We start from the raw sequence: 22,424 nt of genomic DNA on the forward strand, positions 1-22,424 counted from the left end.
GGGAGCTCCATACGAGTTCTCGCCGGAGTCGTCCCGAGGATACGGCGGCTGTCCGGTGCTCACCGTGTCACCTCGCTTCGAGTGCGCATGTGGCACGTGTCAGGACACATGCCTGTGCTGCCCAACGTATCGACATAGGTATCAACAATCACCTTTCCATCTGGTCAAGGTCTGCGTCACCCGATGTCAGATGGAGCAGCATGCGGGTGTTGCCCAGGGTGTTCGGCTTGACGTGCTCCAGATCGAGGAACTCGGCCACACCCTCGTCGTACGAGGCCAGCAGCTCGGCGTAGACCTCGGGCGAGACCGGTGTCCCCTGGATGGGGCGGAATCCGTGCCGGGCGAAGAATTCGACCTCGAACGTCAGACAGAACACTCGTCGCAGGCCGAGATCCCTGGCCTGCCGGATGAGCGCGGAGACGATGCGGTGGCCCACTCCGGCGCCGCGGCATTCGGGGTCGACCGCCACGGTGCGGATCTCCGCGAGATCCTCCCACAGGACGTGCAGTGCGCCGCAGCCGACGACCTTCCCGTCCCGCTCCGCCACCCAGAACTCCTGGACGTCCTCGTACAGGGTCACGGTGGCCTTCTCCAGGAGCCGGGGGCCGGCGCCGGCGTACGTGTCGACGAGCCGCCGGACCCCGCGCACGTCGGGCGTGCGGGCACGCCGGACCACGACCTCGGTCTCGGGAACTGTCGACTCGGCCACCTGCTCCATGGCTCTCCAGAGTACAGATGTCATTACGGCTCAGCCCTAACTCCCATGTCCGGGGCCATCTGGGGACATCTCACAGCCTGGCGAAGGACAGGCGGGGCGCGGGCGCCCTTCAGCCTACGAACGCCAGAACCTTGGGCAAAGAGGACATAAAGTCGGTTCTGCACGGCTTTTCACGAGATCACCTTGTGACTCTTCAGTTGTGAAACCTCTACAGACTCGGCAGTTCTGGTTGAGCAGGAACCCGGAGTGCATTAGTGTCCAGCGACGATGTTCCCCGCGCGCCTCGCGCGGAGACACGCCCAATCCCTCCCCCAGGGAGCCGGGGAACCACCGGTGGCACGCCTGCGTACCACCACTCGGGGTGAATCCGATACTCGGTAGGGCTGCTCCGGCCCGAACCCGTCAGCTAACCCGGTAGGCGTCGATGAGAGGAGCTGGTTGGTGAAGCGCACGCTCGACCGTGCGGGGAAGGCCGCGGGCGAAGCCCGCCCTCCGGAACGGGCCAGGCGGTCACGCCGCCTCGCCGCGATCGGCGCCGCCGTCGCCGCGCTGCTGTTCGCCATCCCCGTGGGTTCCGCGTCCGCCGACCCGAAGCCGTCGCTCAAGGAGCTGGCCGACCAGGTCCAGGGGATGCACACCGAGATCGAGACGCTGTCCGAGCAGTTCAACGGCCAGCGGGAGAAGCTCAAGGCCGCTCAGAAGGCCGCCAGCGCGGCCGAGAAGACGCTCTCCACCAGCGAGGCCGACCTCGCCGCCAAGCGCGCCAAGGCCGCGCTGCTCGCCCAGAGCGAGTACATGTCGGGCGGGCTCGACAAGGCGCTCGCCTTGGCCTCCTCCAGCGACCCCGACGCCTTCCTCGACAACGTCGCCACGACGTACGCGCTGCAGGAGCAGCAGAGCGAGGAGGTCAAGCAGCTCACCACCGCCATGGACGCCGCCGCCCGCGCGAAGGCCAGCGCGAAGACCCGCATCGACGAGGTCAAGAAGATCGTCGCGGACCTGGAGGCGAAGCGCTCCAAGATCACCGGGCTGGTGGCCAAGCTGGAGAGCAACCTGTACAAGCGAGCGCTCGGCGAGCTGGGCAGGCTGGGCGGCAGGGCCGTACGCGTCAACCTGCCCGTCGTCGGCACCGGCAAGGCCGCGGCGGCCGCCAGGTGGGCCCTCACGCAGCAGCTCAAGCCGTACGTCTGGGGCGCCGAGGGCCCGAGCTCGTACGACTGCTCGGGGCTCGTCATGGCGGCGTACCAGCAGGTCGGCATCTCGCTGCCGCACTACACCGGCGACCAGTGGACGGCCGGGCGGCACGTCAGGCGCGAGGACATGCGCCCGGGCGACCTGGTGTTCTTCTACAGCGACCTGCACCACGTCGGCATCTACCTGGGCGGCGGCCTCATGGTGCACGCGCCGCAGACGGGCGACGTCGTCCGCGTGGTACCCCTCGGGAACCGGCCGTTCGCGGGCGCCGTCCGCATCGCCGACTAGGCGTACGGCCGGCGCACCGGTGACGTGCCGTCGGCCGGCCCGCCTCTTCGCGGCTCCGCCGTCGTGCCCGCCGTCAGATGAGCTGCCGGCGGGCCGCCCAGGCCACGGCCTCGATCGCGGTGTCGACGCCGATGCGGTCGCAGATGCCGCGCAGCCTCCTGCGTACGGTGCGGCCGCTGACGTCGAGCCGCCTGCCCACGCGATCGACCGTGACTCCCTTGGCCAGCTCGGCGAGCAACGCCACGTCCGCGTCGCTGAGCTCCACACCTTCCGTGAGCGCATCCATCGGGAGCCCTCCCCCCAACAGCAGACCCCGGCCCCTCGCCAGCCGGAGCAACCGCTCGTCCCGCAGACGGTAAACGCATTCAGGAAAGGTCGTCAAGCAGGCCGGTATCGGGGGTTGACCAGGGCTGTTGACATGATCCTGCATGTGTGACGTACTCACCGTATGTCGGCACACTTCCCGAGCTGATGAGCGGTCACTCCAGCCCTGACAGCGGCTCCGCGCCGGTCCTGCCAAACGCGGCCGACGTGCTGGGATTCGACCCGTTCGACCCGGGATTCATGCGAGATCCGTATACCCGGTACCGGGAGTTGCGTGCTCGCGGCCCGCTCGTCCGCACCCGCGCCGGACTGCTGGTCGCCACGACGTACGAGCTCTGCTCGGCGCTGCTGCGCGACCCCCGCTTCGGCCACGGCACGGTGCAGCCTGAGGGCGAGGACGAGGCGGCGCACTCGTTCCTCGTGCTCGACCCGCCCGACCACACGCGGCTGCGCGGGCTGGTCAGCCGGGCGTTCACGCCCAGGATGGTGGAGCGGCTGCGCCCGCGCGTGGAGGCGATCGCCGCCGGGCTGATCGCGGACCTGCCGGACGAGACGGACCTGCTCGACCGCTTCGCCTACCCGCTGCCCGTCATGGTGATCACCGAGATGCTGGGCGTCCCGGTGGAGGACCACGAGCGGTTCAGGACGTGGAGCGGCGACCTGGCGGGCGGCCTCGACCCGGTCCTGACGCAGGCGCGGGCGGCGCGGGCGGAGCGGGCGCGGGCGGAGCTCGGGGCGTACGTACGCGGCCTGGTGGCCGTCAGGCGGGAGCGGCCCGGCGACGACCTGCTGAGCGCGCTCACGCGGGTCGAGGAGCTGACCGAGGCCGAACTGGTGGCGACGTGCGTGCTCCTGCTCGTGGCGGGCCACGAGACGACCGTCAACCTGATCGCCAACGGCGTGCTCAACCTGGCCGGGCGCGGCCTGCTCCGCCACGCGGCCGAGCGGCCCCGCCAGGTCGTCGAGGAGGTGCTCAGGTACGACCCGCCGGTGCAGCTCACGTCCAGGACGGCGCTGACGGACGCGGACCTGGGCGGCACGCCGGTGCCCGCGGGGACGCCGGTGCTGGGGCTGATCGGGGCGGCCAACCGCGACCCGGCCGTCTTCGACGAGCCCGACAGGTTCGACGTGGGCCGCGAACCGGGCCGGCACCTGGCGTTCGGCCTGGGCGTCCACTTCTGCCTCGGGGCGACGCTGGCCAGGATGGAGGGCGAGATCGCGCTGGCGGCGCTGGCGGCGACGGCGCCGAAGCTGGAGCTCGCCGAGGCTGAGCCGCCGTACAGGGGGAACATCGTGCTGCGCGGGCTGGCCCGCCTGCCGGTACGCCTCGGACGCCGGCGGCCGGGGACGCCGCCCGCGCTCGACGGCGGCACGTCCGTCGCGTGACGCGGAACGGGGCGCGGGCCGGTGTGGCGCGCGCCCCTCCTCGTCGGGCCGGTGCGGCTACTGGGCGGGCTTGACCAGCGGGAACAGGATGGTGTCGCGGATGTTCCTGCCGGTGAACGCCATGATCATGCGGTCGATGCCGGCGCCCATGCCGCCCGTCGGGGGCATGCCGTACTCGAGGGCCTGCAGGAAGTCCTCGTCGAGCTGCATGGCCTCCAGGTCGCCGCCCGCGGCGAGCAGCGACTGCTCCATCAGGCGATGCCGCTGGTCGATCGGGTCGTTCAGCTCGGAGTAGGCGGTGCCGAGCTCGGTGCCGAACCCGATGAGGTCCCACTTCTCGGTGAGCAGCGGGTTGTCGCGGTGCAGGCGGGCCAGCGGCGACGTCTCCAGCGGGTAGTCCATGACGAACGTCGGCTGGACCAGCGTGTGCTCCACCAGCGCCTCGAACAGCTCCTGGACGATCTTGCCCGAGCCCCACTTCGCGTCGCAGTGGACGCCGTGGCGCTCGGCGTGCTTCCTGAGCTCCTCCAGCGTGGTCTCGGTCGTGATCTCCTCGCCCAGCGCCGCGGAGACCGCGCCGTACAGGGTGATGCGCGGCCACTCGGGCAGGCCGAGGTCGACCTCCACGCCGTCGTGCACGACGACCGACGTGCCCAGCGCCGCCATCACGGCCTTCTGGTACATGCGCTGCGTGAGGTCGGCCATGTCGTTGTAGTCGAGGTACGTGCCGTACGCCTCGAGCATGGTGAACTCGGGGTTGTGGGTGGCGTCGGCGCCCTCGTTGCGGAAGTTGCGGTTGATCTCGAAAACCTTCTCGATGCCGCCCACCACGAGCCGCTTGAGGTAGAGCTCGATCGCGATGCGCAGGTAGAGCTCCATGTCGTACGCGTTGATGTGCGTACGGAACGGCCGGGCCGCGGCGCCGCCGTGGATCGGCTGGAGCATCGGCGTCTCGACCTCGAGGTAGCCCTCCTCGTGCCAGAAGTCGCGTACGGCGCGCACGGTGTCGCTGCGCACCCTGGCCATCTTCCTGGCCTCGTCGTTGACGATGAGGTCGACGTAGCGCTGACGCACGCGGGCCTCGGGGTCGGTGAGGCCGATGTGCTTCTCCGGCAGGGGACGCAGGCACTTGGAGGTGATCTGCCACCGTTCGGCCAGGATGGACAGCTCGCCCCTGCGGGAGGTGATCACCTCGCCCTCGACGCCGACGTGGTCGCCGAGGTCGACGTCGCGCTTCCAGCTCGCCAGGGACTCCTCGCCCACCTTGTCGAGCGAGATCATGACCTGCAGGTCGCCGCTGCCGTCGCGCAGGGTGGCGAAGCAGAGCTTGCCGCCGACGCGGTTGAGCATGACGCGGCCCGCCACGGCGACCTTGTCACCGGTGGCGGTGTCGGGCTCCAGGCCCTCGTATTTCTCCCTGACCTCGGCGTTGGTCGCCGTGCGTGGGAAGTTCACCGGGTAGGGGTCGACGCCCTCGTTGCGCAGGCGATCGAGCTTCTCCCTCCGGATCCGCATCTGCTCAGGAAGTTCCTCGCTCACGACAACAAAGGGTAGGGGATAAGACGACTGCAAGCGGTCGTCGGCTCCCTGAAGGGATGCTGCAGGAAGGCCGCAGGGACACCGCAGGGGCGCTGCAAGCACTCTCCCTTACCAATGACTCACGAGCTCAGGGGGAACCGGCAGGGAGCCGGTCCAGGGGGCTCAAGGGAGAGAACGATGATCAAGAAGATCGCGACAGGTCTCCTCGCCGTCGCAGCCACCACCGCGCTGGCCCTGTCGCTGCCCACCGCCGCGAGCGCGACCACCTCCGACTTCCCCGACGACTACTCCGAGTTCTGGGGCCCCGTCTTCTCCAAGTACCACCTCGCCAAGGCGCAGGGCCGGATCGACGTCGAGTGGGACGACGACGAGAGCAACACGGCCAGGGTCACCGGCCGGCTCCACGACCTGGACGACCGCGACTACGACGAGGGCGGCAAGTGCGCGTACGTGAAGTTCGAGGCCAGCGACTTCGAGCACGACTGGAGCACGGTCTACACGAAGAAGTACTGCGGCTCCCCCGGCTACCAGAAGTTCTTCTTCCAGGAGCACGACGTGTTCGCCCTGCGGGCGAAGGTCTGCCAGGTCAACCCGTCCGGCGGCTTCCCCAGGAAGTGCGGGCCCTGGGACTACCTCTACACGGCCGAGAGCGAGTGAGTCCGGGAACGGGAAGGCGGCCCCACCCGAGAGGGGGGCCGCCTTTCGCCGGCTCAGGGCGTGCTCAGGTGGCGTTCCTGCTGTAGATCAGCCGCAGCCCGATGAGGGTGAGCCACGGCTCGTGCACGTCGATCGAGCGCGACTCGCCCACGACCAGGGCGGCGTGGCCGCCGGTGGCGATCACGGTGACCTCCTCGGGGTCGTCGGCCAGCTCGGCCGCCATGCGTTCGACGATGCCGTCGACCTGCCCGGCGAAGCCGTAGATGATGCCGGACTGCAGCGCCTCGACGGTGTTCTTGGCGATCACCGAGCGCGGCCTGACCAGTTCCACCTTGTGCAGCTGGGCCCCGGCCGCCGCGAGCGCGTCGACCGAGATCTCGATGCCGGGCGCGGTGACCGCCCCGACGTACTCGCCCTTGGCGGAGACCGCGTCGAACGAGGTGGCGGTGCCGAAGTCGACGATGATGCACGGGCCGCCGAACTGGTCGATGGCGGCCAGCGCGTTCACGATGCGGTCGCTGCCGACCTCCTTGGGGTTGTCCATGCGGACCGGCACGCCGGTGCGCACCCCCGGCTCCACGATCACCGCGGGGACGTCGCCGTAGTAGCGGCGGCACATCTCGCGCATCTCGTTGAGCACGCTCGGCACGGTTGAGCAGATGGCGATGCCGCTGATGTCGGCGTCCTTCAACAGCGGCGACTGCCCGAGCAGGCCCTGCAGGACGACCGCGATCTCGTCGGCGGTGCGGCGCGGGTCGGTCGCGAGCCGCCAGTGCTCGATGACCTCCTCGCCCTCGAACAGGCCTAGCACCGTGTGGGTGTTGCCGACGTCGATCGTGAGCAGCATCAGTTACCCCCGCAGATCCAGTGCGATGTCCAAGGCCGGCGCCGAGTGGGTCAGCGCTCCCACCGCAAGGTAGTCCACGCCGGTGTCGGCGACGTCACGGGCCGATTCCAAGGTCAATCCCCCACTGGCCTCAAGCGCAACCCCGTTTTCCGCCCGCTCTTTCACGATTCGCACTGCGCGGGCTGTGTCCTCGATGGTGAAGTTGTCGAGCAGGATCTCGGTGGCGCCCTCGTCCAGCACCGGCTGGAGCTGGTCGAGCCGGTCGATCTCCACCTCGATCGACAGGTCGGGGTAGCGGTCCCTGACCGCTCTGAACGCCTCGGCCACGCCTCCCGCCGCGACCACGTGGTTGTCCTTGATGAGGGCCGCGTCGGACAGCGACATGCGGTGGTTGACGCCTCCGCCGCAGCGCACGGCGTACTTCTCCAGCGCCCGCAGCCCCGGCAGCGTCTTGCGGCTGTCGCGCACCCGGGCGCCGGTGCCGCTGATCGCCTCGACCCACCTGGCGGTGAGCGTGGCGATGCCGGACAGGTGGGTCAGCAGGTTGAGCGCGGTGCGCTCGGCCGTCAGCACCGCCCGCGCCGGACCCTCGACGGTCATCAGCACGTCGCCGCGGCGCACCCGCTCGCCGTCCTTGGCCCGGCGCTCGGCCCGGCCCGCTCCCAGCCGCAGGAACACCGCCTCGGCCAGCGCGAGGCCCGCGACGACGCCGTCCTCGCGGGCGACCACGTCGGCGACCGTGCGCTGGGCGGCGGGGATGGTGGCGACGCTGGTCACGTCGCCCGCCTCGCCCAGGTCCTCCTCCAGCGCCCTGTCGATCACGGCGTTCACCTCGGCGGGGTCGAGCCCGGCCGCGGTCAGCTCCTGGGTCAGGCGCGTCGGCAGCGCGTCGCCGTGCGGCGTGTACGTCATGAGCAGGCCCTCCTCGGTCAGGGTCACGTCCAGGTGCCCCAGCCACTCGTCGTCGTCACGGTCGGGGAAGTCCTCGCGCCAGTGCGAGCCCCGGGTCTCCAGCCTGGCCGCGGCGGTGCCGGCGAGCACGGTCGCGACGGTGAGCAGGTTCGTCGCCTCCCACGACTCGGTGCACGGGGCGACCTGCACCAGGGTCCAGCGGGCGTCGGCCAGCGCCCTGACCGTGCCCTGCAGCGACGCGCGGTTGCGCAGCACGCCCGCGCCCCTGCTCATGTGGGCCTGGACCCTCGGCCTCGTCCTCGGGTCAGCCAGGCCGGGCTCGGCGGTGGCCGGCACGGGCGCGCCGGGCTGGGGCCGCGACCGGTGGATGTCCTCGGCGATGCGTTCGGCGAAGACCAGCCCTTCGAGCAGCGAGTTCGAGGCGAGCCTGTTGGCGCCGTGCACGCCGGTGCAGGCCACCTCGCCGCAGGCGTACAGGCCGTCGATGGAGGTGCGCCCGCGCAGGTCGGTGCGTACGCCGCCGCTGGCGTAGTGGGCGGCGGGCGCGACCGGGACGGGCTCGGTGGCCGGGTCGATCCCGTGCTCCCGGCAGGCGGCGTAGATCGTGGGGAAGCGGGTCTCCCAGGTGGCGCGGCCGAAGTGGCGGCCGTCGAGGTGGACGTGGTCGCGCCCGGTCTCGTGCATCCTGCGCATGATGGCCTTGGCGACGATGTCGCGCGGCGCGAGGTCGGCCAGCTCGTGCACGCCGGCCATGAACCTGTTCCCCTCGTGGTCGACGAGCACGGCCCCCTCGCCCCTGACCGCCTCGGAGATGAGCGGCTGCTGCCCGGTGGAGCCCTCGCCCAGCCACAGCACGGTCGGGTGGAACTGGACGAACTCGAGGTCGCGCACCACGGCGCCGGCCCGCAGCGCGAGCGCGACGCCGTCGCCGGTGGACACGGCGGGGTTGGTGGTGGCGGCGTACACCTGGCCCATGCCGCCGGTGGCCAGCACGACGGCCCTGGCGCGCACGGCGCCCACGCCGTCGCGCGCGCCCTCGCCCATGACGTGCAGGGTGACTCCCCTGGCCCGGCCGGCGGCGTCCTTGAGGAGGTCGAGGACGAGCGCGTGCTCGATCACCTCGATCGCCGGGGTCGCCGCGACGGCGGCGACGAGGGCCCGCTGCACCTCGGCGCCGGTGGCGTCGCCCCCGGCGTGGACGATCCTGCGGCGGCGGTGGCCGCCCTCCCTGGTGAGCTGGAGCTCGCCGTCGGGCGTGCGGTCGAAGCGCGCGCCGCGTTCCATGAGCCGCCGCAGCGCTCCCGGGCCCTCGGTCACCAGCGTCCTGACCGCCCGTACGTCGCAGAGGCCGACCCCGGCCAGCAGCGTGTCGCTCAGGTGTTCCTCGGGGGTGTCGCGGGGGTCGAGCACGGCTGCGATGCCGCCCTGCGCCCACCTGGTGGAGCCGGACGACAGGACGTCCTTGGTCACGACCAGGACCCGCGCGCCGGGCTCCAGCTCGGCGTGGCGCAGGGCCACGGTCAGGCCCGCGATGCCGGAGCCCACGACGACCACGTCGGCCTCGGCGGTCCAGCCGGGGTCGGGAGCGGTCAGCCGCAGGGGGATCGCCGGTGCGCTCATGGGGTCTCCTCACTGAGGCGATTTCGTCAACATGACGATAACGCCGCGCGCGGGGTGAACATGCCCCGGGGTCCCCCCTGACTCAGGCCGGGGTGAGAGTGAGGACGACGTTGTCGATCAGCCGGGTCGTGCCCACCCTGGCCGCCACGGCGAGCACGGCCGGGCCCGCGTGCGTCTCGCGCGCCTGCGCGAACGTGGCCGGATCGACGAGCACCAGGTAGTCGAGGCCGAGGCGGTCGCCCGCGGCGTCGAGCACCGACCGGGCCGTGGCGAGGATCGCCGAGGGGACGGACTCCGCGGCGCCCGCCCGCAGCGCCCGCGAGAGCGCGAGCGCCACCGTGCGCTCGTCGCCGGACAGGTAGCGGTTGCGGCTCGACAGGGCCAGTCCGTCGGGCTCGCGCACGGTCGGCGCTCCGACGATCTCCACGGGCAGGTCGAGGTCGGCGACCATGCGACGGATCAGCGCGAGCTGCTGGGCGTCCTTCTGGCCGAAGACGGCGACGTCGGGCCGGACCAGGTTGAACAGCTTCAGCACGACCGTCAGCACGCCGTCGAAGTGGCCGGGCCTGGAGGCGCCCTCGACGACCGTGCCCATGTGCCCGGCGTTGACGCTCACCTGGCGGTCGGGGCGGTACATGTCCTCGGCCGACGGGGCGAAGACGACGTCCACGCCTTCGGCCCGGCACACCTCCAGGTCGGCGTCGAACGTCCGGGGATAGCGGGAGAAATCCTCGTTCGGGCCGAACTGGAGCGGGTTGACGAAGACGCTGACCACGACGTGGTCGGCACGCTCACGCGCCAGGCGGATCAGCGAGCGGTGGCCCTCGTGGAGCGCCCCCATCGTGGGCACCAGCGCCACGGCCCCCTCACCCCTGGCCTTGACCAGGTCTTCCCTGTGCCTGGCGACGATCAGCTCCATGTGCCTGCCCTTCGAACGCGACGGTCAGGTCCATATATTGCCCCCCAGGGCGTCGAGGAGCCGCTCCGCCTCCTCCGGTTTGAGCAGGCCGGCGGCGAGCGCCCGGTCGGCGGTGAGCCTGGCCAGCGCGACGTACGCGTCGGCCGCCTCGGGCGCGGCCAGGATCAGCGCGTCGACGTGCTTGCGCACGGTGCCCGCGTCGCCCCTGACCACCGGCCCGGTCAGCCCGGTGATGCCGAGCCGCAGCACGTTGTCGAGGGCGGCGCCGAGCAGCGGGCCCAGCATCCTGCCCGCGTGCTCGACGCCGATGCGCCGCAGGAGCTCCTGCGACTCGGCGATGAGCGTGACCATGTGGTTCGCGGCGCCAGCCAGCGCCGCGTGGTAGAGGGCGCGGTCGGAGTCGGCGATCCAGACGGGCTCGCCGCCCATCTCGATCACCAGGGCCTCGGCGACGGGCCGCAGCGGCTCGGGCGCGGTGACGCCGAACGAGATGCCGGTGATCCTGTTGAGATCGTCGTCGCGGCCGGTGAACGTCATCACGGGGTGCAGGGCCAGCGGCAGCGCGCCGGCCCGCGCCGCGGGTTCGAGCACCGACAGCCCGTACGCGCCGCTGGTGTGCACCAGCAGCTTGCCGCGCAGGTCGGCGCCGGTGCCGGCGAGGCCGCCGACGAGGTCGGGCAGGGCGTCGTCGGGGACGGTGAGGAGGATGAGCTGCGCGGCCGCGACGACCTCGTCGGGCGGCGAGGGCCTGACGCCGAGTCTCTCGGCGGCACGGCGGTGGGAGGCGTCGGACACGCCGCTGGCGGCGACGACGCGGTGGCCCGCCTGGGCGAGCGCGGCGCCGAGCACGGAGCCGACCCTTCCTGCGCCGAGCACGCCCACGGCCAGCCGTGCCGGGCGGTCACCTGCGTCCATGCGTTCACACCCCTGTCGGACTGATGGCGCTGCCGCCCAGCGTAACCGTCGTCCGGGAGTGCCCCTGTGACCGCTGCTTTGCCGCATGTTGAGTTAACGACAAAAGCGACAAGGGCATACAAATCGTGCACCCCCTGTCGGAAGAGATGAGGAGAGGGGTTCCACGCAAGACAGCGGGCGCCGAGTTGGGACCCGACGCCCGCCGAGGATTGCGACCTCTTGGAGGTGCACCGACCGGCCAATCGCCGACTGGCCGGTCGGGGTCCGGGCTCGGACCGGTCCGCCCGACCGGTCCGAGCTCGTCGGCATGCCCAGGGGGTGCGATCAGTGACGGTGCCAGGCGGCGTACGAGCCACCCTTGCAACCGGAGACCGCGACGCCCAGGATCGCCAGCGAGTTGCCGCACACGTTGATCGGCGCGCTGATCGGGACGAACAGCTGGTTGCCGGACAGCACGCCGCCGTCGCCGCTGGTGTCGTCGGCGAGGGCGGGGGTGGCGAACGAGAGCGCGGCGGCGGCACCCGCGATGACCATGATCTTCTTCAGCATTGAGGGACTCCTTCTCATCACGCGGCCAGGGGCCGCGACGGAGAGCGGCCGTCTTCGGCGAAATGGGGATGGCGCAAAGCGACCGCTCGGTGACTGCCGGTAAACGGTAGCGCAAGGCGCGACAGTGAGTAGCCAAGAAATTGCAATACGTACCGGACGTGAACCATGAGATAGTCCAGAGCATGTGGCTCACCTGGCGTGAGGCGACCCAGCGGGCGCTGTACGGAGAGGGGGGCTTCTACCTGCGTGAGCGCCCCTCGGGCCACTTCCGCACGTCGGTCAGCGCCTCACCGGCGTTCGCCGACGCGGTCCTCGCGCTCCTGGTGGAGGTCGACGCCGAGCTCGGCGCGCCCGACCCCCTCGACCTGGTCGACATCGGGGCGGGCGAGGGCCTGCTCGTCGCGCGCGTGCTGGCGGCGGCCGAGCCGGCCCTGCGCAAGAGGCTGCGCGTCACCGCCGTCGACCTCTCCCCCAGGCCGGGCTCGCTCCCCGAGGAGATCGCCTGGCGGCGCTCGATCCCCGAGAGGGTCGCCGGGCTCGCCGTCGCCAACGAATGGCTCGACAACATCCCGCTGGACGTCGTGGAGCAGACGGCCGAGGGCCCGAGGCTGGTGCTGGTCGACGCCGCCACGGGCGAGGAGCGCCTCGGCGGCCCGCCGCCCGAGGCCGACCTCGCCTGGATGCGGCGGTGGTGGCCGCTCACGCGGGTGGGCACGCGCGCCGAGATCGGCCACCCGCGCGACGCGGCCTGGGCCGGCGTGGTGGGCGGGCTCGCGAGGGGGCGGGCGATTGCCGTGGATTATGCACATCCTGTGGATAACCGGCCGCTCTGTGGCACGCTGACCGGATACCGCGACGGGGCGGTCGTGGCGCCCGTACCCGACGGGACCTGCGACATCACCGCGCACGTCGCGCTCGACGCGTGCGCCGAGGCCGGGCGCGGGGCCGGGGCGATATCCACAACCTTGTCCACACAGCGCGAGGCGCTGCGCGCGCTCGGCCTCACCGGGGCGCGCCCGCCCATCGAGCGCGCCGTTTCCGACCCGCGGGGCTACCTGCGTGCACTGGCTCGGGCGTCGGAGGAGGGCGAGCTCATCGATCCCGCCGGGCTCGGCGGCTTCGGCTGGCTCGCCCAGAGCCGCTGACCCCGGCGCCCGGCCCACGACCCCGGCGCCACGGCTCTGGCGCCCGGCCCACGCATCGGGCGGGCGCCTCAGAGGTCGGGGGGTCGGGGGGCGGCGGTCAGCCGGAGACGGTCAGGTTCAGGGCCTCCAGGCCGCGGATCACGTAGCCGGGCTTCCAGCGCGGCTCCTCGGCGAGCTCCAGCGTCGCCGCGCGGTCCAGCAGCGCGCCGAACGACTCCGCCAGCTCGATGCGCGCCAGCGGCGCCCCCAGGCAGAAGTGGATGCCCGCCCCGAACGAGATGTGCGGGTTGTCCGCACGCGCCACGTCGAGCCGGTCCGGGTCGTCGAACACCTCCGGGTCGCGGTTGGCCGAGCCGAACAGCAGCGCCACCTCGGCTCCGCGCGGGATGGCCACCCCGTCCACCTCGATGTCCTCCAGCACCCACCGCTCGAACATCTGCAGCGGTGTGTCCCAGCGCAGCAGCTCCTCGATCGCGGTGGGCAGCAGCGAGCGGTCCTCGCGCAGCCTGGCCAGCTCGCCGGGGTTCCTGAACAGCGACCACCAGCCGTTGCCCGTGACGTTCACCGTGGCCTCGTGGCCGGCGTTGAGCAGCAGCACGCAGGTGCCGACCAGCTCGTCCTCGGTCAGCTCGGGGATCGCGGCCAGCGCGCTGACCAGGTCGTCGCCGGGGTCGGCCGCGCGCTCGCGGGCGAGGACCTTCAGGTACCCGGCGAACTCCTCGGCCGCGCGCACCGCCGTGTGCTGGGCCTCGGGGGTGGGGTTGAGCTCGTACATGCCGCAGATGTCGGCCGACCAGGGGCGCAGCAGGTGGCGGTCGGCCTCGGGGATGCCCAGCATCTCGGCGATGACGGTGACGGGCAGCGGCTCGGCCACCTCGGCGATGAGGTCGCCGCCGCCCTTCTCCACGTACGCCTCGACGAGGCTCCCGGCGATGGCCTTGACGCGGGGGCGCAGCGACTCGACCATGCGCGGCGTGAACGCCTTGGAGACCAGCCGGCGCAGCCTCGTGTGCACCGGCGGCTCGACGTCGAGCATGCCCGCCCTGACCACGCGCCAGAACGGCTCCTGGAACTCCGGCTCGGGCTCCCTGCCGAACTCCTCGTGGCCGGCCACGTGGAGGTACGACCTCCCCAGCCGCCGGTCCCTGAGCAGCGCGTTCACGTCGGCGTGCCGGGAGACGAGCCACTGGTCGGTGGGCTCGAAGTAGCTGACGGGCGCCTCACGCCTCAGCTGCTCGTAGACGGGGTAGGGGTGAGCGACGAAATCCGGATTCCAGGGGTCAAAGCGCACTATTGCATCTTAGATTCGGCCTGCGCGTGCTTGCTGCGGACCCTGATGTTGAGCAGCTCCACGACCACGGAGAACGCCATCGCGAAGTAGATGTAGCCCTTCGGGATGTGCTGGCCGAAGCCCTCGGCGACGAGCACCACGCCGATGAGCACGAGGAACGCCAGCGCCAGCATCTTGATGCTCGGGTGCCGGTCCACGAACGAGCTGATCGGCCCCGACGCGAACAGCATCACCAGCACCGCCGCCACCACCGCCGCGATCATCACACCGAGCTGGTCGACCATGCCGACGGCCGTGATCACCGAGTCGAGCGAGAACACGATGTCGAGCACCATGATCTGCAGGATCACCGCCGTGAACGAGGTGACGGCGCGGCTCTTGCCGTCCTTGCCGTGCGGCTCCATGCTGTGACCGATCTCCGTGACGCTCTTGGCCAGCAGGAACATGCCTCCGAGCAGCAGGATGAGGTCGCGCCCCGAGATGTCGTGCCCGAAGACGCCGAACAGCGGCTCCGTGAGGCGTACCACCCACGACAGCGCGAGCAGCAGGAGCAGGCGGCTCACCAGCGCCGCGCCGAGGCCGAGCAGCCGCGCCCTGTCCCGCTGCTCCGGCGGGAGCTTCCCGGCCAGGATGGAGATGAAGATGATGTTGTCGATGCCGAGCACGATCTCCAGTGCGACCAGGGTGAAGAACCCGATCCAGATCTGAGGGTCTGTCACCCAGTCCAACATCTGCGCACCTCCGGGGAAAGGCCGGCCAGGGGCGTGACCGGTCGGGGAAAGGGGGTCTGCCCGGTAGCAACGAGCCAGGGCGCGCAGAAGTTCGCGACTTGCGATCGCCGGTGGGGTGTCGGTTATAGTGCCGCTCGTAGGTCATGAGTGCCAGCGCCAAGCCCCGGCTCGCTGGCCGGCAACCCTCGCGTCCGCGGCGGGGTGCCCCGGGTGAAGACCTGGTCCGTCACGAGGTGTGGCGGGCAAGCGCGGGCTCCGTGGCTGCTCCAGGGGTCCGACGACCCCAGGAGGTTCGCCGTGCCCACTCTGACGATCTTCAACGCCGCCCCCGCCGGGCCCGCCGCCGAGCCCGCCGCTCCGCGTTCCACCGGCCGGCCGATCCCCGCCGTCGTCGGGGCCGACCTGGAGGTGCCCGTCAAGGGCGGCAGGCGGGTGCGCTACGCCAACCTCGACTACGCCGCCAGCGCCCCCTGTCTGGAGCCGGTCAGCGCGGCCGTCGCCGCCGCGCTCCCGGCCTACTCCAGCGTGCACCGCGGCGCCGGCTACGCCTCCCAGCTCACCACCGCCAGGTACGAGCAGGCCAGGCACACCGTACGCGCCTTCGTCGGCGCCCGTACCGACGACGCGGTGATCTTCACCCGCAACACCACCGACGCCACCAACCTCCTCGCCCGGTGCCTGCCCGAGGACGCCACCGTGGTCGTCTTCGACACCGAGCACCACGCCTCGCTCCTGCCGTGGAAGCGAGCCGTGCGCCTGGCGCCGCCCGCCTTCCCCGGCGAGGCCGTGCGCTCCGCCGACGAGGCGCTCGCCGCCATCGACGGCCCCAAGCTGCTCGTCGTCACCGCCGCGTCCAACGTCACGGGCGAGCTGTGGCCCATCGCCGCCCTCGCGCACATCGCGCACCGGCACGGCGCGCGCATCCTCGTCGACGCCGCCCAGCTCGTCCCGCACCGCAGCCTCAACCTCACGGCGCTCGACCTCGACTACGTCGCCTTCTCCGGTCACAAGCTGTACGCGCCGTTCGGCGCGGGCGCGCTGGTGGGGCGGCGCGACTGGCTGGCGGAGGGCGAACCGTACCTGAAGGGCGGGGGCGCGGTGCGCGCGGTGGGTGAGAGCACCGAGTGGCACGACGACCCCGAGCCGCGCCACGAGGCCGGCACCCCCAACGTGCTGGGCGCCATCGCTCTCGCCGCCGCCTGCGACGCCCTCACCGCCACCGGCTGGACCGAGCTGGTCCGCGAGGAGGAGCGGCTGATCGCGCGGCTGCGCGCCGGCCTGGCCGCCATCGAGGGCGTGCGCGAGCTCTCCCTGTGGGGCGACGACCACCCGCGCGTCGGCATCGTGTCGTTCACCGTCGCCGGGTACTCGGCGCGCGAGGTGGCCGAGGCCCTGTCCGGCGAGTACGGCATCGGGGTGCGCGACGGCAAGTTCTGCGCGCACCCGTTCGTCCGGCACCTGCTGGGCACGGCCGACGGCGGCTGCGAGGACGGCACGGCCTCGGCGGTGCGCGCCTCGGTCGGCATCGGCACCACCGAGGAGCACGTCGACCGGCTGATCGGCGCGCTGCGCGACCTCGTGTCCCGCGCCACGGCCCGCTGAGCGCGGCCGCCCTCAGCAGCGGGCGCTAGCGGTTCGGCGGCCGGCGAGGGTGCTGCGGGTCGTCGGAGATGAGGGCGTCGATGTCGCGCATGTCGTCGTCGCTGAGCCGGCCCTGGCCGGGGATGACCCCCTGGCCGGGAACCCCCTGGTGGCCGGGGCCGCCGGGCTGGCCCGGGCGACCGGAGGCGCCCGGCTGGCCCGGGTGACCGGAGTCGCCCGGCTGGCCCGGGTGGCCGGGGGCGCCGGGCTGGCTGGGCACGCTCGGAGGCTGCATGGGCCGGGTGGGCTCGGTGTCCACGCCGCGCTCGCCCCGCCCGGGGGCGTACGCGGCCAGCTCCGCCTCCGCGGCGCGGCGCTCCGCCCGCCGCCTGTGCGTCGCGAAGAACAGGCCGTCCAGGCCGATGCGCCCGCCGCCCACCGCCAGCAGGAGCAGGGACCCGGCGGCCAGCGCGCCCGCGAACTCCCAGCCGTTGCCGCTGAGCGACACCCCGTTGCCGCCGTGGACGAACACGATCGCACCGATCATGTCGATCAGGAGCACCAGCGCCGCCAGCCGGACCAGCAGCCCCAGGATGAGGAGGATGCCGCCCACGCTCTCGGCGACGGTGGCGAACGCGGCCGACGCGTCGGGGAAGGGCACGCCCATCTGCCGGAACCCCTGGACGGTGGAGGCCAGCCCGCCCTGCCACTTCTGCCACCCGTGGACGAGGAAGATCACGCCGATGGTCACCCGCGAGATCAGGGACGCCACGTCGAACAGGACTCTTCTCATGGTGGTATCTCCCCCCGTTCCCGGTATTTGTCCCCCTGTCCGGCTTAACAATGCGATCCCAGACCATTCCTTGACCTACCCGCCCGCTGGATCACCCTCGGCTGGGGTGGCAGCATTGCTGATATGACGGAACGCGTGGTCGGGCTCGGCGCCGGCGCGAAGGAGCTGGCCACCGAGGACATGATCCTCAACATCGGCCCGCAGCACCCGTCGACACACGGCGTGCTCAGGCTGAGGCTGACCCTCGACGGCGAGCGCATCACCGCCGCCGAGCCGATCATCGGCTACATGCACCGGGGCGCGGAGAAGCTGTTCGAGGTCCGCGACTACCGGCAGATCATCATGCTCGCCAACCGGCACGACTGGCTGTCCGGCTTCGCCAACGAGCTGGGCGTCGTGCTCGCCGCCGAACGCCTGCTCGGCATGGAGCCGCCGGTGCGCGCCGTCTGGGCCCGCACGCTGCTCGCCGAGCTCAACCGGGCGCTCAGCCACCTGATGTTCCTCGGCTCGTACCCGCTCGAACTCGGCGCGATCACGCCCGTCTTCTACGCCTTCGACGAGCGCGAACGCATCCAGGCCGTCATGGAGGAGATCTCCGGCGGGCGCATGCACTACATGTTCAACCGGGTGGGCGGGCTCAAGGAGGACCTCCCGTACGGGTGGCTCGACCGGGTGTCCGAGGCCGTCGCCGAGACCCGCCGCCGGGTGCCCGACATCGAGAACCTCATCCTCCACAACGAGATCTTCACCGCCCGCACCAGGGGCGTCGGCGTGCTCACCCGCGAGCAGATCCTCCAGTACGGCGTCAGCGGCCCCATCGCCCGCGCCTCAGGCGTGGACATCGACCTGCGCCGCGACGACCCGTACCTCGCCTACCCCGAGCTGCCCGTCAAGGTCGTCACCCGCGACGCTGGCGACTGCCACGCCCGGTTCGAGGTGCTGTTCGAGCAGCTCAGGGTGTCGCTCGACCTGGCCGACGCGTGCGTCGACCGGCTGCGCTCGCTGCCCAGGGGGCCGATCAACCAGCGCCTGCCCAAGGTGCTGAAGGTGCCCGAGGGCCACACGTACGCGTGGACCGAGAACCCGCTCGGCATCAACGGCTACTACCTGGTGTCCAGGGGCGACAAGACGCCGTGGCGGCTCAAGCTGCGCTCCGCCTCCTACAGCAACATCCAGGTGCTGCGCGAGATGCTGCCCGGCCGGCTGGTCGCCGACATGATCGCCATCCTCGGCTCGATGTTCTTCGTCGTGGGCGACATCGACAAGTGAGCACCCCGCCCCCGCAGGAACGCGACAAGTACGTCGACTGGCTGCGCGCCCTCAGCCTGGTCGTCGTCGTGGTCTGGCACTGGGCGTTCACGATCCTGCAGTGGAAGCCTGGCGGGCCCGAGCCGACCAGCCCCCTCGGCTTCACCTCCGGCCTGTGGATCCTCACCTGGCTGCTGCAGGTGCTGCCGCTGTTCTTCTACGTCGGCGGCCACGTCCACCTGCTGTCGTGGAACCGGGCCCAGGCCCGCGGCGTCGGCATCGGCTCGTTCGTGTGGCGGCGCATCAGGGCGCTCGCGGTGCCGGCACTGTTCCTGTCGGGCGTCTGGATCGCCGTGGGGGCCGTCGTCACCTGGACCTTCCACGTCGACTGGATGTGGCGGGTCGTGCTGCTCGTCCTCAGCCCGCTGTGGTTCCTCGGCGTCTACCTCGTGCTGATCGCGCTGCTGCCCGTGGCGCTGTGGCTGCACCGCCGCTACGACGTGCTGACCCTGGTCTGGCTCGGCGGCGCCGCCCTCGTCGTGGACGTCGTCAGGTTCCGCTACGGCCTCGGCGGGGCGGGCTGGCTCAACATGGTCGTCGTGTGGGGGCTGGCCCACCAGGCCGGCTTCTTCTACGACCGGGTCGTCGCCCTGCCCAGGCGCTACGACATGGGCCTGCTGTGGACCGGGTTCTTCGCCCTGTTCGGCCTGGTCTACTCGGGCATCTACCCCGGCTCGATGGTGGGCGTGCCCGGCGACAAGTGGTCCAACATGGCGCCGCCGACGTTCGTCATCGTCGCCCTGCTGCTGTTCCAGATCGGCCTGGTCGAGGTGCTGAGGCCGTCGATGGAACGGGTGCTGGAGCGGCCGCGCTGGGCCCGCGCCAACGCCTTCATCAACCGCTACGCGCTGCCGCTGTTCCTCTTCCACACCACCGGCATGGCGATCGCGCTCGGCCTGTCGTGGTGGCTGTTCGGCACGCTCGGCACCGAGATCCCGCCCGACCTCAAATGGTGGCTGGAACGCCCGATCGCCGTCGTCGGCCCGCTCCTTTGCACCTGGCCGGTCATCTACCTCTTCGGCCGCCGCCGCGCCTGAGCCCCGTCAGCGGGGTTCGCGGCGCTCCTCGGGCTCCTTCGGGATGCGGCACGAGTGCTCCAGGTACAGCGCCGCGCAGATGAGCACGACGAACGACAGGAACGACCCCAGCGCGACGAAGAACTCGGAACGCGGCGTCTCCCTGTCGAGGAGTTGCCCCGTGTGCAGCATGAACCCGGCGAAGAACCCCGCCAGCGCGGCCCCCGCGTACGCCGACGCCTTCGCCAGCGCCGCCAGCCTGGCCACCGCCAGCGGCTCGACCGGTTTCGTGCCCGGCTTCCTGGCGATCCTGGCCCTGGTCGTCCACCCGGTGTACCCCTCGCCCAGGGCGAGCAGCAGCGCCGTGGGGACGGCCGTCCACGGCATGATCGGCAGGCCGGAGTAGAACTGCCGGACGACCGCCCACGAGAGCAACGCGACCACGACGACGAGGCCGGTCAGCCGGCCGGGATGCGTGGGCCTCAATCCGGCCTCTGCAGCTTCAGGTCGTCGCGGCGGCGCACCCCGCTCCTGTCGAGACCGCCCAGCAGGTCGGCGATGCGGCCGTGGCCGGGCACCACCGCGTCGGGATCGACCTCGAACCACGGCACCAGCACGAACGCCCGCTCGTGCGCCCGCGGGTGCGGCAGGGTCAGCTCGGGGTCGTCGCTGACGATGTCGCCCACCACGATGACGTCCACGTCGAGGGTGCGCGGGCCCCAGTGCTCCTTGCGGACCCGCCCGAAGGCGTTCTCGACGCTCAGCGCCCGCTCCAGGATCGTCCGCGGCACCAGCGTGGAGGTCTCCGCCAGCACCACCGCGTTCAGGTACGGCAACTGGCCGGGCGGCCCTCCCACCGGGTCGGTCTCGTACACCGGCGACGCCTTGACGAACACCAGCCCGGGGGCGTCGAACAGGGTGTCGATCGCGCCCTGCAGGGTCTGGAAGCGATCGCCCAGGTTGCTGCCGAGTGCCAGCACGACTTTCATGCGCGGCTCCGCTCGATGGTCACGACGACGTCGTCGAAGGGCAGCGGGATCGGCGCCGCCGGCTTGTGCACGCTCACCTCCGCCTTGGCGACCAGCGCGCTGGCCAGGCACACGTCGGCCAGGCGCTCGGCGAGCGTCTCGATGAGCTGGACCGGCTCGCCCTCGACGACCTCGGCGAGCGCCTGCGCCAGCTCGCCGTAGTGGACGGTCTTGGCCAGGTCGTCGCCCGCGGCGGCGGGAGCGGTGTCGAGGTGGAGCGTGACGTCCACGACGAACTCCTGCCCGAGCTCCCGCTCGGCCGCGAGCACCCCGTGCCGGCCGCGGGCGCGCAGGCCCTTCAGCGTGATGCGATCAAGGCTCAAGCTCGCCGTCCTCCTCCTCGTCCTCGTCGCTCTGCAGCACCGGGGAGCCGTGGTGCATCCACAGCCGCCAGCCCTGCGCGGTGCGGACGTAGACGTTGCTCGCCACCACCTTGCCCGCCGCGAAGCTAGCCTCACCTTCCTCACCGGCCGTGAGGATGTTCTCGACGCAGGTGAGCACCGCGAGGTCGCCCAGCACGGTGGTGTTGACGTCGGTCAGCACGAACTGGATGTACGTCGTGTTGGCCATGATCAGCGCCCAGGACCGCAGCACCTCGGAGCGGCCCGTGAGCAGGCTCCAGCCGGGATGGACGCAGCTGACCTTCCCGTCGGGGGTGTCCTCGGCCCAGATCTCGGTCATCCTGTCGAGGTCGCCGTCCTCGATGGCCGTGTAGAACTCCTGGTTGACCGTCTCGATGGCGGAAGTGTCGACGCTCATGTGCTGGCTCCGGCTCTCTTCCATGCGGCGGCCACCCGCACGGCATCGGCATTGGGACCTACCTCGTGAACCCTGACGCACCAGGCGCCCTCGCGCGCCGCCAGCGCGGTGACGGCCACCGTCGCGTCGTCGCTGCCGCTGAACGGCCGGGGGGTGCCGTCGGGGGCGGCCAGCAGCCGCCCCAGGAACCTCTTGCGTGACGCGCCGATCAGCAGCGGGTAGCCCAGCTCGGCCAGGCGCGGGATGCCGGCCAGCACCGCCCAGTTGTGCTCGGCGTTCTTGGCGAAGCCCAGGCCGGGGTCGAGCACGATCTGCTCCTCCGCCACGCCCTCGGCGAGCACGAGGGCGACCCGCTTCGCCAGTTCCTCGCGCACCTCGGCGACCACGTCGGTGTAGACCGCCCTGCTGTCCATGTCATGGCTGTGCCCGCGCCAGTGCATGACCACGTACGCCACGCCGGTGTCGGCGACGACGCGGGGCATGTCGGGGTCGGCCAGGCCGCCGCTCACGTCGTTGACGAGCCTGGCGCCCGCCTCGACGGCGGCCCTCGCGACCTCGGCCCGCATCGTGTCGACGCTGACGCTCACGCCCTCAGCGGCCAGCGCCCGGATCACCGGGACGACCCTGGCCAGCTCCTCCTCCAGGGAGACCCTGGCCGCGCCAGGGCGGGTGGACTCGCCGCCCACGTCGACCAGGTCGGCGCCCTGCCGCACCAGGTCGAGCCCGTGCCGTATCGCCGCCGCCTCGTCGAACCACATGCCACCGTCGGAGAACGAGTCGGGGGTCACGTTGACCACGCCCATGACGAGGCACCTGTCGGCGTCTCCCGGCACGCTGATGGGCAGGCTAGTCATGAGCCCAAGCCTAGGCGCTTCCCCACACGTCTTGACATCTCGGGTCCTCG

The 22,424-nt window shown here is 71.6% G+C and carries 23 protein-coding genes and 2 riboswitches; of the genes, 7 read left to right on the forward strand and 16 right to left on the reverse strand.

Features of this window, described 5'->3' with window-relative positions:
- Window positions 1-148: 148 nt before the first annotated feature.
- On the reverse strand, window positions 149-718 hold the full coding sequence (locus BMX74_RS32495) for an amino-acid N-acetyltransferase (protein ID WP_055509037.1): 570 nt from the start codon (window positions 716-718) through the stop codon (window positions 149-151).
- Between the two features lie 286 nt (window positions 719-1,004).
- A riboswitch (cyclic di-AMP (ydaO/yuaA leader) is annotated at window positions 1,005-1,154 on the forward strand.
- A 5-nt stretch (window positions 1,155-1,159) separates the two neighbouring features.
- On the opposite strand from BMX74_RS32495, the gene BMX74_RS32500 reads away from it, so the two are divergent.
- A complete protein-coding gene (locus BMX74_RS32500) occupies window positions 1,160-2,200 on the forward strand; it encodes a C40 family peptidase (protein WP_055509035.1) in 1,041 nt (346 codons plus the stop codon).
- Window positions 2,201-2,273: 73 nt separating this feature from the next.
- On the opposite strand, the gene BMX74_RS32505 is transcribed toward BMX74_RS32500, so the two are convergent.
- Entirely contained in the window at window positions 2,274-2,486 is a 213-nt protein-coding gene (locus tag BMX74_RS32505; protein ID WP_055509034.1) for a helix-turn-helix domain-containing protein, read from the reverse strand.
- A 278-nt stretch (window positions 2,487-2,764) separates the two neighbouring features.
- Here BMX74_RS32505 and BMX74_RS32510 point away from each other — a divergent pair, with 278 nt between their 5' ends.
- Entirely contained in the window at window positions 2,765-3,910 is a 1,146-nt protein-coding gene (locus BMX74_RS32510; RefSeq protein WP_082535640.1) for a cytochrome P450, read from the forward strand.
- A gap of 57 nt (window positions 3,911-3,967) precedes the next feature.
- Here the strand turns inward: BMX74_RS32510 and lysX are convergent, their stop codons facing one another.
- On the reverse strand, window positions 3,968-5,449 hold the full coding sequence (lysX, locus tag BMX74_RS32515) for a bifunctional lysylphosphatidylglycerol synthetase/lysine--tRNA ligase LysX (RefSeq protein WP_082535607.1): 1,482 nt from the start codon (window positions 5,447-5,449) through the stop codon (window positions 3,968-3,970).
- Between the two features lie 177 nt (window positions 5,450-5,626).
- Here lysX and BMX74_RS32520 point away from each other — a divergent pair, with 177 nt between their 5' ends.
- Window positions 5,627-6,106 (forward strand): hypothetical protein, encoded by a 480-nt coding sequence (locus BMX74_RS32520; protein ID WP_055509030.1) that lies wholly within the window; start codon window positions 5,627-5,629, stop codon window positions 6,104-6,106.
- Window positions 6,107-6,170: 64 nt separating this feature from the next.
- Here BMX74_RS32520 and BMX74_RS32525 read toward each other — a convergent pair whose 3' ends face one another.
- The 5 genes from BMX74_RS32525 to BMX74_RS32545 form a co-directional block, all read right to left on the reverse strand.
- Window positions 6,171-6,953, reverse strand: a complete 783-nt coding sequence (locus BMX74_RS32525; RefSeq protein WP_091104416.1) for a type III pantothenate kinase — start codon at window positions 6,951-6,953, stop codon at window positions 6,171-6,173.
- Window positions 6,954-6,956: 3 nt separating this feature from the next.
- Entirely contained in the window at window positions 6,957-9,485 is a 2,529-nt protein-coding gene (locus BMX74_RS32530; protein WP_091104417.1) for an L-aspartate oxidase, read from the reverse strand.
- A gap of 82 nt (window positions 9,486-9,567) precedes the next feature.
- Entirely contained in the window at window positions 9,568-10,404 is an 837-nt protein-coding gene (gene panC / locus BMX74_RS32535) for a pantoate--beta-alanine ligase (RefSeq protein ID WP_091104419.1), read from the reverse strand.
- Between the two features lie 24 nt (window positions 10,405-10,428).
- Entirely contained in the window at window positions 10,429-11,319 is an 891-nt protein-coding gene (locus tag BMX74_RS32540; protein WP_055508851.1) for a Rossmann-like and DUF2520 domain-containing protein, read from the reverse strand.
- 324 nt (window positions 11,320-11,643) lie between these two features.
- On the reverse strand, window positions 11,644-11,868 hold the full coding sequence (locus BMX74_RS32545) for a chaplin (protein WP_055508849.1): 225 nt from the start codon (window positions 11,866-11,868) through the stop codon (window positions 11,644-11,646).
- A 158-nt stretch (window positions 11,869-12,026) separates the two neighbouring features.
- On the opposite strand from BMX74_RS32545, the gene BMX74_RS32550 reads away from it, so the two are divergent.
- Complete coding sequence (locus BMX74_RS32550) at window positions 12,027-13,013, forward strand: SAM-dependent methyltransferase (protein WP_337959868.1); 987 nt, start codon at window positions 12,027-12,029, stop codon at window positions 13,011-13,013.
- 97 nt (window positions 13,014-13,110) lie between these two features.
- On the opposite strand, the gene BMX74_RS32555 is transcribed toward BMX74_RS32550, so the two are convergent.
- Both BMX74_RS32555 and BMX74_RS32560 read right to left on the reverse strand, forming a co-directional pair.
- Window positions 13,111-14,304: a cytochrome P450 gene (locus BMX74_RS32555; protein ID WP_091104422.1), complete on the reverse strand. Its 1,194-nt coding sequence runs from the start codon at window positions 14,302-14,304 to the stop codon at window positions 13,111-13,113.
- Window positions 14,304-15,023: a TerC family protein gene (locus BMX74_RS32560; RefSeq protein ID WP_236715114.1), complete on the reverse strand. Its 720-nt coding sequence runs from the start codon at window positions 15,021-15,023 to the stop codon at window positions 14,304-14,306. Before BMX74_RS32560 ends, BMX74_RS32555 begins: the two co-directional genes overlap by 1 nt.
- 151 nt (window positions 15,024-15,174) lie before the next feature.
- Window positions 15,175-15,290: riboswitch (SAM riboswitch) on the forward strand.
- Window positions 15,291-15,332: 42 nt separating this feature from the next.
- Between BMX74_RS32560 and BMX74_RS32565 the strand changes: the two genes are divergently transcribed.
- The gene (locus BMX74_RS32565; RefSeq protein ID WP_055508841.1) at window positions 15,333-16,637 is read left to right on the forward strand and encodes an aminotransferase class V-fold PLP-dependent enzyme; all 1,305 of its coding nucleotides are present in this window, start codon (window positions 15,333-15,335) and stop codon (window positions 16,635-16,637) included.
- Window positions 16,638-16,662: 25 nt separating this feature from the next.
- Here BMX74_RS32565 and BMX74_RS45130 read toward each other — a convergent pair whose 3' ends face one another.
- On the reverse strand, window positions 16,663-17,409 hold the full coding sequence (locus BMX74_RS45130) for a DoxX family protein (RefSeq protein ID WP_218154118.1): 747 nt from the start codon (window positions 17,407-17,409) through the stop codon (window positions 16,663-16,665).
- Window positions 17,410-17,532: 123 nt separating this feature from the next.
- Between BMX74_RS45130 and BMX74_RS32575 the strand changes: the two genes are divergently transcribed.
- Together BMX74_RS32575 and BMX74_RS32580 are read left to right on the forward strand one after the other, a co-directional pair.
- On the forward strand, window positions 17,533-18,678 hold the full coding sequence (locus BMX74_RS32575; protein ID WP_055508839.1) for an NADH-quinone oxidoreductase subunit D: 1,146 nt from the start codon (window positions 17,533-17,535) through the stop codon (window positions 18,676-18,678).
- Complete coding sequence (locus BMX74_RS32580) at window positions 18,675-19,754, forward strand: acyltransferase family protein (RefSeq protein WP_218154119.1); 1,080 nt, start codon at window positions 18,675-18,677, stop codon at window positions 19,752-19,754. Before BMX74_RS32575 ends, BMX74_RS32580 begins: the two co-directional genes overlap by 4 nt.
- 6 nt (window positions 19,755-19,760) lie before the next feature.
- Here BMX74_RS32580 and BMX74_RS32585 read toward each other — a convergent pair whose 3' ends face one another.
- From BMX74_RS32585 to folP, 5 genes are read right to left on the reverse strand one after another with little or no spacing between them, the layout of a single operon-like run.
- The gene (locus BMX74_RS32585) at window positions 19,761-20,219 is read right to left on the reverse strand and encodes a DUF3180 domain-containing protein (RefSeq protein ID WP_055508835.1); all 459 of its coding nucleotides are present in this window, start codon (window positions 20,217-20,219) and stop codon (window positions 19,761-19,763) included.
- The gene (gene folK / locus BMX74_RS32590; RefSeq protein ID WP_055508833.1) at window positions 20,216-20,722 is read right to left on the reverse strand and encodes a 2-amino-4-hydroxy-6-hydroxymethyldihydropteridine diphosphokinase; all 507 of its coding nucleotides are present in this window, start codon (window positions 20,720-20,722) and stop codon (window positions 20,216-20,218) included. Before folK ends, BMX74_RS32585 begins: the two co-directional genes overlap by 4 nt.
- Window positions 20,719-21,084 (reverse strand): dihydroneopterin aldolase, encoded by a 366-nt coding sequence (gene folB / locus BMX74_RS32595; RefSeq protein WP_055508831.1) that lies wholly within the window; start codon window positions 21,082-21,084, stop codon window positions 20,719-20,721. The genes folK and folB overlap by 4 nt, the downstream gene beginning before the upstream one ends.
- Window positions 21,074-21,520 carry a nuclear transport factor 2 family protein gene (locus tag BMX74_RS32600; RefSeq protein WP_055508829.1) on the reverse strand — a complete coding sequence of 149 codons (447 nt, stop codon included), beginning with the start codon at window positions 21,518-21,520 and terminating at the stop codon, window positions 21,074-21,076. The genes folB and BMX74_RS32600 overlap by 11 nt, the downstream gene beginning before the upstream one ends.
- Window positions 21,517-22,374: a dihydropteroate synthase gene (gene folP / locus BMX74_RS32605; protein WP_055508828.1), complete on the reverse strand. Its 858-nt coding sequence runs from the start codon at window positions 22,372-22,374 to the stop codon at window positions 21,517-21,519. Before folP ends, BMX74_RS32600 begins: the two co-directional genes overlap by 4 nt.
- Between the last annotated feature and the right edge of the window lie 50 nt (window positions 22,375-22,424).

Origin of the sequence: Nonomuraea pusilla, from assembly GCF_900109355.1 — a bacterium.
In the GTDB taxonomy this organism is placed as follows: domain Bacteria; phylum Actinomycetota; class Actinomycetes; order Streptosporangiales; family Streptosporangiaceae; genus Nonomuraea; species Nonomuraea pusilla.